At 68.4% G+C, this 12090-nt stretch carries 13 protein-coding genes; 7 read left to right on the plus strand and 6 right to left on the minus strand.

Annotated elements, in window-relative coordinates:
* From AVS7_RS05355 to AVS7_RS05370, 4 genes are all read left to right on the plus strand, one after another.
* A partial coding sequence (locus AVS7_RS05355; protein ID WP_024000988.1) for an FAD-binding oxidoreductase occupies positions 1–868 on the plus strand: 868 nt, incomplete at its 5' end.
* Positions 858–1202, plus strand: a complete 345-nt coding sequence (locus AVS7_RS05360) for a (2Fe-2S)-binding protein (protein ID WP_024000989.1) — start codon at positions 858–860, stop codon at positions 1200–1202. The genes AVS7_RS05355 and AVS7_RS05360, both read left to right, overlap by 11 nt.
* Before the next feature lies 1 nt (position 1203).
* Positions 1204–2592 (plus strand): NAD(P)/FAD-dependent oxidoreductase, encoded by a 1389-nt coding sequence (locus AVS7_RS05365; RefSeq protein ID WP_020227397.1) that lies wholly within the window; start codon positions 1204–1206, stop codon positions 2590–2592.
* A gap of 30 nt (positions 2593–2622) precedes the next feature.
* Positions 2623–2976 (plus strand): RidA family protein, encoded by a 354-nt coding sequence (locus AVS7_RS05370; RefSeq protein ID WP_020227398.1) that lies wholly within the window; start codon positions 2623–2625, stop codon positions 2974–2976.
* Here AVS7_RS05370 and AVS7_RS05375 read toward each other — a convergent pair.
* The gene (locus tag AVS7_RS05375) at positions 2969–3868 is read right to left on the minus strand and encodes a LysR family transcriptional regulator (RefSeq protein WP_020227399.1); all 900 of its coding nucleotides are present in this window, start codon (positions 3866–3868) and stop codon (positions 2969–2971) included. The genes AVS7_RS05370 and AVS7_RS05375 overlap by 8 nt on opposite strands.
* 216 nt (positions 3869–4084) lie before the next feature.
* Between AVS7_RS05375 and AVS7_RS05380 the strand changes: the two genes are divergently transcribed.
* Positions 4085–5791, plus strand: coding sequence for a thiamine pyrophosphate-binding protein (locus AVS7_RS05380; protein ID WP_020227400.1), 1707 nt, complete (start codon positions 4085–4087; stop codon positions 5789–5791).
* Here AVS7_RS05380 and AVS7_RS05385 read toward each other — a convergent pair.
* The 5 genes from AVS7_RS05385 to AVS7_RS05405 form a co-directional block, all read right to left on the minus strand.
* The gene (locus tag AVS7_RS05385; RefSeq protein ID WP_020227401.1) at positions 5781–6155 is read right to left on the minus strand and encodes a type II toxin-antitoxin system HigA family antitoxin; all 375 of its coding nucleotides are present in this window, start codon (positions 6153–6155) and stop codon (positions 5781–5783) included. The genes AVS7_RS05380 and AVS7_RS05385 overlap by 11 nt on opposite strands.
* The gene (locus AVS7_RS05390; RefSeq protein WP_020227402.1) at positions 6089–6478 is read right to left on the minus strand and encodes a type II toxin-antitoxin system HigB family toxin; all 390 of its coding nucleotides are present in this window, start codon (positions 6476–6478) and stop codon (positions 6089–6091) included. Before AVS7_RS05390 ends, AVS7_RS05385 begins: the two co-directional genes overlap by 67 nt.
* 108 nt (positions 6479–6586) lie before the next feature.
* Entirely contained in the window at positions 6587–8146 is a 1560-nt protein-coding gene (gene gshA / locus AVS7_RS05395; protein WP_020227403.1) for a glutamate--cysteine ligase, read from the minus strand.
* Between the two features lie 128 nt (positions 8147–8274).
* The gene (locus tag AVS7_RS05400) at positions 8275–9183 is read right to left on the minus strand and encodes an SDR family NAD(P)-dependent oxidoreductase (protein ID WP_020227404.1); all 909 of its coding nucleotides are present in this window, start codon (positions 9181–9183) and stop codon (positions 8275–8277) included.
* A 92-nt stretch (positions 9184–9275) separates the two neighbouring features.
* Positions 9276–10181 (minus strand): aminotransferase class IV, encoded by a 906-nt coding sequence (locus AVS7_RS05405; RefSeq protein ID WP_144425052.1) that lies wholly within the window; start codon positions 10179–10181, stop codon positions 9276–9278.
* 371 nt (positions 10182–10552) lie between these two features.
* Between AVS7_RS05405 and AVS7_RS05410 the strand changes: the two genes are divergently transcribed.
* Both AVS7_RS05410 and ribBA read left to right on the plus strand, forming a co-directional pair.
* Entirely contained in the window at positions 10553–10849 is a 297-nt protein-coding gene (locus AVS7_RS05410) for a 2Fe-2S iron-sulfur cluster-binding protein (RefSeq protein WP_020227406.1), read from the plus strand.
* A 117-nt stretch (positions 10850–10966) separates the two neighbouring features.
* Positions 10967–12088 carry a bifunctional 3,4-dihydroxy-2-butanone-4-phosphate synthase/GTP cyclohydrolase II gene (gene ribBA / locus AVS7_RS05415; RefSeq protein WP_034690078.1) on the plus strand — a complete coding sequence of 374 codons (1122 nt, stop codon included), beginning with the start codon at positions 10967–10969 and terminating at the stop codon, positions 12086–12088.
* The last annotated feature ends 2 nt before the right edge of the window (positions 12089–12090 follow it).

Below are 12090 nucleotides of genomic sequence, written 5' to 3' on the forward strand. Positions count from 1 at the left end.
TTCCGCATGGCAAACCCACTCCGTCAACGCGTTGGCCCACATACTACCAACACAGATTTGTGACAGAGCCAAAATCAATGCCGACGGCCGGACTCCCTTCGAGATGCTCGATCACCAGGCACTGAAGGTCCGACTGCCCGCGATCGGCCCGAAGGTGGCCGGGGGCAGTTGGTGCCCTCTGGACGGCCATGCCAACCCGCTGAAGCTGCTGCATGCACTGCATGCGGGCATCAAAGCGCTCGGCGGCCGCATCTGCAGCGGAGTAGACGTGGGCGAGGTCCGCTCGCTCGGCGAAGGACGGGGCTTTCAGGCAAGAAGCAGCGATGGCCGCCAGTGGAGCGGCGCAAAAATCGTGCTTGCCGCAGGACTGAGCAACAGCATCCTCGCTCCCCAACTGGGCCTTCACGCACCTGTAGTGCCTAAACGGGGCCAGGTGCTCATCACCGAGCGGTTGAAGAAATTCCTGCCGCACCCGACCAACAAGGCCCGCCAGACCGCCGAGGGCACAGTCCAGCTCGGATTCTCGGCGGAGGACGTGGGACTGGACGATGGAACGACGGTGGAGGCCATCGAGTCGATTGCGAAACGCGCGGTTGTCACCTTTCCCATCCTGTCGTCGGTCAAGCTCGTCCGGGCATGGGGATCGCTTCGCGTGCTGACCCCCGATGGTTCGCCGATCTACCAAGAGTCGTCCAAATACCCCGGCGCATTCACGGCCACCAGCCACAGCGGGGTCTCCCTGGCAGGCTCCCATGCCTACGAAATCGCGCCCTGGATCGCGGGAGTGAAACCAGCGCCGGATGGCATCGGGGAATTTGCTGGCGAGCGATTCCTGGACCCAAATAGGAAATTCAGCAGTGCATACTGAAACCCAAGAAACAAAGACTTCCCTGTTCCTGCCCGAAGTCGGCGCAGAGGGAAAGAAAGTCCGCATTTATTTTGACGGCCAGCCGCTCGATGTTCCTGACGATGTGAGCGTGGCCTCGGCACTGCTCATGTCGGGAGTCCGGACATTCCGCTCGACCCCGGTTTCCGGCTCTGCACGCGCGCCCTATTGCATGATGGGCGTCTGTTTTGAGTGCCTCGTGGAAATAGACGGCCGCCCCAGCCGCCAGTCATGCCTCACGCAGGTGAGGGACGGCATGGTCGTCCAGCGCCAAGAGGGGGCATCCGCGCTGAATCTGCAAAGTGCGGAGAGCTGATATGGCCACCGGTGTTGAATTGTTTGACCTGGTGGTTATTGGTGCAGGCCCCGCAGGGCTTTCTGCGGCTATCGAGGCACGGAGTTTTGGGCTTTCAGTGGCCGTGCTCGATGAGCAGCGGCGGGTTGGCGGCCAGATCTACCGGGCCATTGAGGAATCCAGTTCCCGACGCCGCCAAGTGCTGGGCCCTGACTACGCCGCTGGCGCAAAACTCGCGCAAGATTTTGCAGCCTGCGGTGCCGTGCACCTGGGTGGCGCCGCCGTCTGGAACGTCGATAAGGGCAAGACGGTGTCCTACCTTCTCGACGGCGGCAGCAGGAAAATCCAGGGGCGCAGCCTGGTGCTCGCCAGCGGTGCGATGGAGCGGCCCTTTCCCGTTCCCGGCTGGACGCTGCCAGGAGTCATGGGCGCGGGCGCTGCCCAAATTCTGTACAAATCCTCGGGTGCCATTCCCACAGAGCCTGTGGTGCTGGCAGGCTGCGGACCATTGCTGCTGCTCCTGGCGCAGCAGTATCTGGATGCAGGCGTCAAGATCAAGGCGCTGATTCACACCACGGGGACAGGCGACTATCTGCGCGCGGCCCCACATGTTCTGGGCGCGCTGCGCGGCTGGAAGGATCTCTCCAAGGGCAGCCGGATGCTGAAGAAAATCCGCAGCCATGGCGTTCAGACGTTCACGGGAGCCAGCGCGTTCGCTATCGAAGGTGCGGAGAAGGCCGAATCCATAACGTTCACCCACAACGGCCAAAGAAAGCGCGTCGAAGCCTCTCTGGTACTGCTTCACCAGGGCGTGGTTCCGAATACGCAACTCAGTTGGTCGCTGCGCGCCGAGCACCGCTGGGATGAGCAGCAACTGTGCTGGATCCCAGTGACCGATGCCTGTGGGCAAATCGAGGAAACCGGGATTTACATCGCGGGCGACAGCCGCGGCATCGTCGGTGCGAAAGCGTCCGCATGCCAGGGCCGACTGGCTGGACTGGCGATTGCCAACCAGCTCAATGCCCTCCTACCAGAGACATTCAGGGGACGCGAGCAAGCGATCCAGGATGAGATCAGTGCCCATACGCAGATCCGCCCCTTTCTTGACACTTTGTACCGGCCGCAAGACATGCACCGCATTCCCGTCAATGACGAGGTCACGGTATGCCGCTGTGAAGAAGTAAAAGCGGGGCAGATCAAAAAATATGTGGAAGTAGGTTGCCTCGGTCCCAATCAGACAAAGGCATTTGGCCGCTGCGGCATGGGGCCATGTCAGGGGCGGCTGTGCGGACTGACTGTGACCGAAATCATCGCCAGCGAGAGAAAAGTCAGCCCACAGGAAGTGGGCTACTACCGAATTCGCCCGCCCATCAAGCCCATCACCCTGGGTGAACTCGCCTCATTTGAATAACGCATTTTCAATTAGCCAAGGAGTTTTTTCATGGAAATCAAGCGCATCGCGACAGATACCCGCCGCTCCCGTGCAGTGGTCTACAACCACATGGTCTTCGTCGGCGGCCAGACTGCCGACGACAGGAGCCAGGACATTCGCGGCCAGACCGCTCAAACCCTCGCAAAAATCGAGAAATTCCTGGCGGAAGCGGGAACCGACAAAAGCCGACTCCTGACTGCCCAGATTTGGATCAAGGATCTCAAACGGGATTTCGCAGGAATGAATGAAGTCTGGGATGCGTGGACTGCGCCCAATGCCGCTCCCACGCGCGCGACCGCTCAGTGCGAGATGGGCGCACAGGATATCTTGGTGGAAATCATTGTCACGGCCGCAGTCAAGTAGGCTGCCCTGCCATTCCCCGCATCCACTGGCGAAACGCTCTCACCCCCGGCACCTGTGCCCGCGCCAGCGGCACCACGAGGTAATACGCATCGCTGCTGGTCATCACCGCGCCCGGCAGCTCCACCAGCGCTCCGCTCGCCAGTTCCTCCTCCATCAGAAACCGCGGCAGCAGGGCCGCGCCCAGGCCGGAGATGGCCGCCTGGGCGATCATGGCGAACTGCTCGAAGCGCGGGCCGCGCAGGGCCTGGGGCGCGGGCACGCCCTCCTGCTCGAACCAGTCGGCCCACAGCGTGGGGCGGGTGGTCTGGTGCAGCAGCGTGAGGCCGGCCACGTCGGCGGGGGTGGTGATGCGCTGGCGCTGGCGCAGCGCGGGGCTGCACACGGGCACGACCTCCTCGCGCATGAGGTAGTCGCACACGGCGCCGGCCCAGTGGGGCGCGCCGTAGTGGATGGCGGCGTCGAACGGCTCCTGGGCGAAGTCGAAGGGCTCGCTGCGGGCGGAGAGGTTCACCGTCAGCTCTGGGTGCAGCGCGGCGAAGGCGGGCAGGCGCGGCACGAGCCAGCGCGCGCCCAGCGTGGGCAGCACGGCCAGGTGCAGCAGGCCGCCGCCATTGGTCAGGGCCATGGCCTTTTGCGTGGCGGCACTGAGCTGCTGCAGCGCGGCGCGCACGTCGGCGGCGTAGAGGCGGCCCGCGTCGGTGAGCACCACGCGCTGGCGCACGCGGGTGAACAAAGCCTGGCCGAGCTGCTCCTCCAGCTGGCGCACCTGGCGCGAAACGGCGCTTTGCGTGCGGTGCAGCTCCTCGGCGGCGCGCGAGATGCTGGCGTGCCGCGCGGCGGCCTCGAAGGCCAGCAGGTCGGCCACGGGGGGCAGGAAGAGTTTGCGGAACATGGCGCGAATTCATGCAGTGGGCGAATGAACCAGCCCTCCCGCGACGGAGGGCTACCAGGCCCTGGCGCTTTGAGGACAAGCGCTGGCGGCATGCGGGCCTTGGCGCACATCTTGCCAGTTCATGCGCATGACGCAACAAGTCGTTCCGCTTTTTCGCTATGCAGCGGCGCGCGGCTGGGCGATAGTCGCGGTTCCGCCTTTTCTCCGACAACCGCCATGCCGCAATCCGCCACCACCGCCGCCGCCCGCACGGGCGGGCAGATCCTTGTCCAGCAGCTCATCGTGCACGGCGTGCAGCAGTTGTTCTGCGTGCCGGGCGAGAGCTACCTGGCCGTGCTGGACGCGCTGCACGACGCGAGCATCGCCGTGACGGTCTGCCGCCAGGAGGGCGGCGCGGCCATGATGGCCGAGGCGCAAGGCAAGCTGACCGGGCGGCCGGGCATCTGCTTCGTGACGCGCGGGCCGGGGGTGACGAATGCGTCGGCGGGCATCCACATCGCGCACCAGGATTCGACGCCGCTCATCGTCTTCGTAGGCCAGGTGGCACGCGGCGCGCTGAGGCGCGAGGCGTTCCAGGAACTGGATTACCAAGCCGTCTTCGGCACCATGGCCAAGTGGGTGGTACAGATCGACGACGCGCGGCGCGTGCCCGAGCTGGTGTCGCGCGCCTTCCACGTCGCCACCTCCGGCCGCCCCGGCCCCGTGGTGGTGGCCCTGCCCGAGGACATGCTGTCCGACGCCGTGCAGGCCGCCGACGCCCTGCCCTACACCGTGCCCGAGACCTACCCCGGCGCCCCCGCGCTGCAGGAGCTGGCGGCGCGCCTGCAAGCGGCCGAGCGGCCCGTGGCCATCGTGGGCGGCAGCCGCTGGTCGGAGCAGGCGGTGCGCGACCTGACGGCCTTCGCCAGCGCGTGGCAGTTGCCGGTGTATTGCTCGTTCCGCCGCCAGATGCTGTTCCCGGCCAGCCACGACAGCTACGCGGGCGACTTGGGCCTGGGCGTGAACCCGAAGCTGCTGGCGCGCATCCGCGCGAGCGACCTGGTGCTGGTGCTGGGCGGGCGGCTGTCGGAGATTCCCTCGCAGGGCTACGAGCTGTTCGGCATCCCCACGCCCGCGCAGCCGCTGGTGCACGTGCATGCCGACGCCGATGAGCTGGGGCGCCTGTACCGCCCCGCGCAGGCCATCCACGCCACGCCGCAGGCCATGGCCGCCGCGCTGGCCAGCATGCTGCCAACGGCGCCCGTGCGCTGGGCCGCGCACACCGAGGCGGCGCACGCCGAATACCTGGCCTGGAGCGACCCGGCGCCCATCCGCATCCCCGGCCCGCTGCAGATGGGCGCGGTGATGCAACACCTGCGCGAGGTACTGCCGGCGGATGCCATCTTCTGCAACGGCGCGGGCAACTTCGCCACCTGGGTGCACCGCTTCTGGCCGTTCACCGCGTATGGCGGCCAGCTCGCGCCCACCAGCGGCTCCATGGGCTACGGCCTGCCCGCCGGCGTGGGCGCCAAGCGGCTGTGGCGCGAGCGCGAGGTGGTGGTGTTCGCGGGCGACGGCGACTTCCTCATGCACGGCCAGGAGTTCGCCACCGCCGTGCAGTACGGGCTGCCGATCATCGTGGTGCTGCTGGACAATGCCATGTACGGCACCATCCGCATGCACCAGGAGCGCGAATACCCCGGCCGCATCAGCGCCACGCAGTTGAAGAACCCGGACTTCTGCGCCTACGCCCGCGCCTTCGGCGGCCACGGCGAGCGCGTGGAGCGCACCGAGGACTTCGCCCCCGCCCTGGCCCGCGCCCGCGCGAGCGGCCTGCCGGCGGTGCTGCACTGCCTGCTCGATCCGCAGGCCATCACGCCCACCGGCACGCTGGACGGGATTCGCGGTGCGGCGCTGGAGCGGATGCGCGGCGCTAGCGCGTAACGATTTCCGGCGCTCCGACGAGGGACTCCGCCGGGATGCCCAGCGTCATCAGCCGGCGGATCATGCCCAGGCTCAACGGGCGCGTGCCCTTGAGCACTTCGTACACGCGGTTGCGGGGGCCGATGTAGGGCTCCATGTCCGCCACGGTCATGCCACCCTGCTCCATGCGGAACTTGATGGCGGCAATGGGCGTGGGGGCGGCGATGGGGAAATGCCGTGCTTCGTAGGCTTCCACCAGCAGGCCCAGCACCTCCAGCCGCTCGCCCTCGGCCGAGTCGGGGTCAGGGTCTTGGTCGATCAACTGGGCAACGGCGGCCAGCGCGGCCTGGTAGTCCTGCTCGGTGCGGATGGGATGGATTTCCATGGCGGCTCCTTTAATTGCGTCTGGTCCACGGTGGCGGCGTCCACCGCGTCGTATTGCGCGTGCGTGCCGATGAACTTCACGTAGGCCCACTGCATGCGGTACGCGAAGGCGACGATGAGGCGGTAGTCGTTGGCCTTGATGTTGAACACGGCCCGGTTGTTGCCCACGATGCTGGCGTTGCCGAACTGCGCCTTCACATCGGCGGGCGAACGCCACTGCGCCTTCTGCGCAATGGCGAACCACGCCTCGATGGCCTCTCGCGCGTCCGCATGTGCGGGCTGGCTGTAGAAAGACACCAGGATGGCGCGCGACACGATGTGCATGGCGCATTTTAGTCCCAAATTGGGACTATTGATTCATCGAATAAAAGATAGCTGCCAGCGCTTGCCTGGCAAAGGTTTGAGGCAAGAACACCCCAGACCACGTGCTGCCTAAGCCAGCTGGTCGACAGCCATGTACTGCTCGCGCCACTGCTCGAACGGCAGCGTGTCAGCGGCCTCGATGGCGCGCTGCGCCTCCAGCGACTGCTCGGCCAGGGCCACATAGCGCTGCTGCTGCGCCTCCGTCCACGGCTGGGCGAGCAGCACGTCGCGCGCGGACTGCGAATAGGCACGCGCGAAGGCGGTGAAGTCGCCGCCGTGCTGCTGCGTGAGTTCGGCCAGCACGCGGGCCGAGGGCGTGGCGTGCGGCGCGGCCATGGCGGCCTGGGCGGCGGCCAGGGCCTGGGCGTAGGCTTCGCCGCCGTGGGCGGCATCGAGCGCGGCGGCGATCGGGCCGCACTCGGCCAGCACCTCGGCGCCCCATGCGGTGAGCGGCACCCGGGCGCCGCCGCGTTCAAGGCACAGGCCGTCTTCCCGCCCACGCTCGGCCGTCAGGTGCTGGTTGCGCTTGAGCGCGGCGATTTCCTCGGGCGTGTCGGGCGGGCTGTCGGACAGCAGGCAGTGCAGCAGGAACACGTCCAGCAGCCGCATGGTCTGGGCCGTGATGCCCACGGGCTCGAACGGGTCGAGGTCCATGAGGCGCACCTCCACGTATTCCACGCCGCGCTCGCGCAGCGCGTGCAACGGGCGCTCGCCGCTTTGCACGGTGCGCTTGGGGCGGATGGTGCCGTAGAACTCGTTCTCGATCTGCAGCAGGCTGGTGCCGAGCTGGTTGTATTCGCCACCCAGGTTGCGAATGCCGATGGCCTCGTAGGCCGGGTACGGCCGCGTGAGCGCTTCGTAGAGCGAGGCGGCATAGCCCTGCAGGCCGTTGTAGCTCACGGCCAGCGTGGCCTGCGCATCGCTCTGGTAGCCCAGGCGGCCCATGCGCAGCGAGGTGGCGTGCGGCAGGTGCAGCGCGCGCGCGCCCTCGCAGGTGGCCGCGTCCGCCGGCCCCGCCAAAGGCTGGAGGCTGTGGTCGCGCCCCGCGACGAAGCACGGGCACAGCGCGGGCGAGGCGCCGAACAGGTACAGCAGCACGAAGGCGTGGCGGCGGAAGTTGCGGATCAGCGCGAAGTAGTCGTCGCTGCCCAGGCCCGGCAGCGACCAGTTGTAGTGGATGCCCGAGATGGTCTGCATGCGCCGCCCGTAGCGGTGGCCCAGGCCCATGCGGTAGACGCTCTTGGCGCGCCCGATGTTGGAGCCACCGTAGCGGCCCAGCGGGATGGTCTCGTCGGTGGGCAGCATGCACGGCATGCTCGACACCCACAGCATCTCGCCGCCGGGCTGCTGCTGGGCCAGCACGCGGTGCACGAACTGGTGCACTTCCTGCAGCTCGTCCAGGCAGGCCTGCACCGTGCCGTGGGCGCCGGTGATCAGCTCGAGCTGCGATTCGCTGTAGTCGGTGGTGATGCTGCCGTGCGTGAGGGCCGAGCCCAGCGCAGCCGGATGGGGTGTGAGCGCGAGCCCTCCCGTGGGCAGGACGCGCAGGCCCTCCTTCTCGATGCCGCGGCGCATGCCCGCGAGCCGGTCGGCGGGCAGAGCGGCGAGGCGCTGTTGCAGTGTGCTCATGCTGGTTCTGTTCTTGGCGTGGGGGCGGAACTTAGCATGCCGCGCTGCCGCCTGCCTGACGCCATGTCAAGCGCCCGCGGCACGCCGGGGAACTGCCCGCCCCCGGCACCGCGGCGGCGTCTGGTGTATTAGCGCCGGGCCGCCAGGGCCTTGCCCACCTCGTTCGTGCCCTGGGCGGAGCCGCTCTGCGGCACCTGCTCGCCCGTGCGGTCGGTCGCTTCGGCCAGGCGGGCGGCGAGCTGCTCGGGCACGTCTGCGCCGATGCCCAGGTGGATGCCCTGCGTGAGCGTGATGTGCGCCGCCTCGAACGTGCCCGCGCCAGCGCACAGGATGGCGCGCGTGGGCGCGCTCTCGTGCGCCAGCACCAGCATGGCGGGCACGACGGCCTCGGGCTGGAGGGCGTCGAACACCTCCTGGGGGAACAGCCCCTCGGTCATGCGCGTGGCCGCCGTGGGTGCCAGGGCGTTCACGTGGATGCCGTACTTGGCGCCTTCGATGGCCAGGGTCTGCATCAGCCCCACCTGGGCGAGCTTGGCCGCGCCGTAGTTGGCCTGGCCGAAGTTGCCGTACAGGCCCGTGGACGAGGTGGTCATCACGATGCGCCCGTAGTTCTGCGCCTGCATGTGCGGCCACACGGCCTTGCAGCAGTGCGCCGCGCCCATGAGGTGCACCTGCACCACCAGGGCGAAGTCGGCCATGTCCATCTTGGCGAACGACTTGTCGCGCAGGATGCCGGCGTTGTTGACCAGCACGTCCACGCGGCCCCAGGCATCGACGGCCTGCTGCACCATGGCCTGCACGGCGGCGAAGTCGGTGACCGACGCGCCGTTGGCCAGCGCCTCGCCGCCCGCGGCGCGGATCTCGTCGACCACCGCCTGCGCGGCCGTGGCCGCGCCTCCGCTGCCGTCCACCGCGCCGCCCAGGTCGTTGACCAGCACCTTGGCGCCGCGCGCGGCCAGCGCCAGCGCATGCTGGCGCCCCAGGCCGCCGCCCGCGCCGGTCACGATGGCCACGCGGCCTTGGAAGTCGAGGGTCATGTCGAGGATCTCCTGATGATGTGATGTCAAAAACAATAGCTTTCCGCGCTTGCCCAGCAAGCGCGGGAGGCCTATTTTGCTTGAAGCCCGGCTCAGCCGTAGCGCACCGGCGTGCTGTGGCGCGGGTCCTGGTGCCAGGCCCAGTAGGTGTCCGCCAGGCGCCGGGTGACCGGGCCCACCACGCCGTCGCCCACAGGCGCGCCATCCACCCGCGTGACGGGCAGCACGCCGCCGCCGGAGGAGGACAGGAAGGCCTCGCGCGCGCCGCGCAGCTCGGCGGCGGGCAGCGCGCGCACTTCCACGGGCAGGCCGAGCGACTGCGCGATCTCGAGCACCGTGCGGCGCGTGATGCCCTCCAGCACGCCCGCGGCCGGGGTGACCAGCACGCCCTGCGCGTTGACGCAGAACACGTTGAAGCCCGGCCCCTCCACCACGTGGCCCGCGCCGTCGCCCAGCACCACGGTGTCGGCGCCTGCATCCAGCGCGCCAAGCAGGCCCATGGTGAGGTCGTTCCAGTGGTAGTTCTTGGCGCGCGCGTCCACGCTGGCCGACGGGATGCGCGGCACCGCGCTCACCTGCAGGTGCAGGCCGCGCTCGCGCTGCGCCTCGTTGGCGATCCACACATAGGGCACGGCGAAGGCGTAGAACTGGTTGACCGCCTGGCGCGGGTCGCGCGAGCCCCAGGGCGGCTGGCCGCGCGTGGCGATCATCTCCACATAGGCGCTGCGCAGGCCCGACAGGCGCACGCACTCCTCCAGCACGGCCGTGACCTGCGCCGCCGTGCGCCCCGGATCGAGCCTGAAGCGCGCGCAGCTCGCCATGAAGCGCTCCAGGTGCGCGTCGAGCCGGAAGAACGCGCCCTCCCACACGGTGACCACGTCGTAGGCCGCGTCGGAGCGCAGGAATCCCCAGTCGGTGATCGGGATGGCAGCCTCGCCGATGGGGACGTACCGGCCGCGCACGTAGGCGGCGCCCTGGGAGAAGTCGGGGGTGCTCATGCGCCCCATGTTCGCATGCGCCCGCGCCGCGCGGCCAGGCTTGCGGGTTATCCCTGGGCGCGCTGGACAATCGTGTGGATAACCCTGGACAAGCGCTGTATGGCCCGCGCAAGTGGTTGATCCGCAAGGATTTCTCTTGCATTGCTGAAAATTTGGGCAGGCCGGCCGCAGGTTATCCCGCCCGCCGTTGGACAATCATGGGGATAACTTTGGACAACCGCTGTATGGCGTGCCCAAGTGCTTGATTTGCAAGGCGGCACGCTGCGCTGCCTGTTTTTTAAGCACGCGGGCCGGCCACCACGGACTATCGATTTCATAGCTGCCAGCGCTTGATGGACGAGCGCCGGAGGCGATTTTTACCCTTGACCGACATGAACGCACCCGCCCCCCTGCCCTTCTTCATCGCCCGCGTAGGCGACGACGGCACGCAATGCGACGCCTGGCCCCAGCAGCCGTTGCTGGTGTCGCTGGAGCAAGGCGGCATCGACTGGCCCAGCTCCTGCCGCAACGGCACCTGCCGCACCTGCATCGGCATGCTCGCCGAGGGCCAGGTGCGCTACGAGGTGGAGTGGCCCGGCCTCTCGCCCGAGGAAAAGGCCGAGGGCTGCGTGCTGCCCTGCGTGGCGTATCCGCTGAGCGACGTCAAACTCGAGGCGCCCGGCATCTGACCGGCTGGACTAAAATCGCGCGCTTCGGGATCGACGCATCCCTTAAGCCGTGCGGCCCGTGAGGCGCATCGCCTGTTCCTTGACCTGGGCGCGCGGCCATCCACCCGAAAGCCCTGCATGAATTCCCCCCTCACGCCTGTGCCGATCTCGCCCGTCGAGGACATCGTGGCCGAGCTGGCTGCCGGCCGCATCGTGATCCTCGTGGACGAGGAAGACCGCGAGAACGAAGGCGACCTGGTGATCGCCGCCGACCACGTGACGCCCGAGGCCATCAACTTCATGGCCCGCTTCGGCCGCGGCCTGGTCTGCCTGACCCTCACGCGCGAGCGCTGCGAGCGCCTGCAGCTGCCGCCCATGGCGGCGCGCAACGGCACCAAGATGGGCACGGCGTTCACCGTCTCCATCGAGGCGGCCGAGGGCGTGACCACCGGCATCTCCGCCGCCGACCGTGCGCGCACGGTGCAGGCCGCCGTGGCGCCCGGCGCCGTGGCCGCCGACCTGGTGCAGCCCGGCCACATCTTCCCGCTGCAGGCGGTGGACGGCGGCGTGCTCATGCGCGCCGGCCACACCGAGGCCGGCTGCGACCTGGCCGCCATGGCCGGCTGCAGCCCCGCCGCCGTGATCTGCGAGGTGATGAAGGACGACGGCACCATGGCCCGCCTGCCCGACCTGCAGCTCTTCGCGGCCGAGCACGGCATCAAGATCGGCACCATCGTCGACCTGATCGAGCACCGCAGCCGCACCGAATCGCTGGTCACGAGCGTGGGCTCGCGGGTGCTGCACACCGCCTTCGGCGAATTCACCGCCCACGCCTTCCGCGACGCGCCCAGCCAGGCCGTGCACCTGGCGCTGGTCAAGGGCCAGTGGGACGCACAGACCAGCGTGCCCGTGCGCGTGCACGAGCCGCTGTCGGTGCTGGACGCGCTGGAAACCGGCCGCGCCATGCACTCCTGGAGCCTGGACGCCAGCCTGCGCCACATCGCCAGCCACGGCTGCGGCGTGGCCGTGCTGCTGAACTGCGGCGAGACGGCCGAGCAGCTGCTGGAGCAGTTCGAGGGCAAGGCCCGCGCCGCCCAGGCGCCCGAGCGCGGCCGCATGGACCTGCGCACCTACGGCGTGGGCGCGCAGATCCTGCGCGACGTGGGCGTGGCCCGCATGCAGCTCATGGGCCAGCCGCGCCGCATGCCCAGCATGGCGGGCTACGGGCTCGAAATCACCGGCTACATCTCCAAGGAGTAAAC

The sequence above is a fragment of the Acidovorax sp. MR-S7 genome (assembly GCF_000400995.2).
Taxonomy (GTDB): domain Bacteria; phylum Pseudomonadota; class Gammaproteobacteria; order Burkholderiales; family Burkholderiaceae_C; genus MR-S7.

Bases quoted from the DNA above. Each gene is read 5' to 3' on its own strand.
- AVS7_RS05365 (WP_020227397.1), top strand. From the start codon at position 1,204: ATGGCCACCGGTGTTGAATTGTTTGACCTGGTGGTTATTGGTGCAGGC.
- AVS7_RS05370 (WP_020227398.1), top strand. From the start codon at position 2,623: ATGGAAATCAAGCGCATCGCGACAGATACCCGCCGCTCCCGTGCAGTG.
- AVS7_RS05375 (WP_020227399.1), bottom strand. From the start codon at position 3,868: ATGTTCCGCAAACTCTTCCTGCCCCCCGTGGCCGACCTGCTGGCCTTC.
- AVS7_RS05380 (WP_020227400.1), top strand. From the start codon at position 4,085: ATGCCGCAATCCGCCACCACCGCCGCCGCCCGCACGGGCGGGCAGATC.
- AVS7_RS05385 (WP_020227401.1), bottom strand. From the start codon at position 6,155: ATGGAAATCCATCCCATCCGCACCGAGCAGGACTACCAGGCCGCGCTG.
- AVS7_RS05390 (WP_020227402.1), bottom strand. From the start codon at position 6,478: ATGCACATCGTGTCGCGCGCCATCCTGGTGTCTTTCTACAGCCAGCCC.
- gshA (WP_020227403.1), bottom strand. From the start codon at position 8,146: ATGAGCACACTGCAACAGCGCCTCGCCGCTCTGCCCGCCGACCGGCTC.
- AVS7_RS05400 (WP_020227404.1), bottom strand. From the start codon at position 9,183: ATGACCCTCGACTTCCAAGGCCGCGTGGCCATCGTGACCGGCGCGGGC.
- AVS7_RS05405 (WP_144425052.1), bottom strand. From the start codon at position 10,181: ATGAGCACCCCCGACTTCTCCCAGGGCGCCGCCTACGTGCGCGGCCGG.
- AVS7_RS05410 (WP_020227406.1), top strand. From the start codon at position 10,553: ATGAACGCACCCGCCCCCCTGCCCTTCTTCATCGCCCGCGTAGGCGAC.
- ribBA (WP_034690078.1), top strand. From the start codon at position 10,967: ATGAATTCCCCCCTCACGCCTGTGCCGATCTCGCCCGTCGAGGACATC.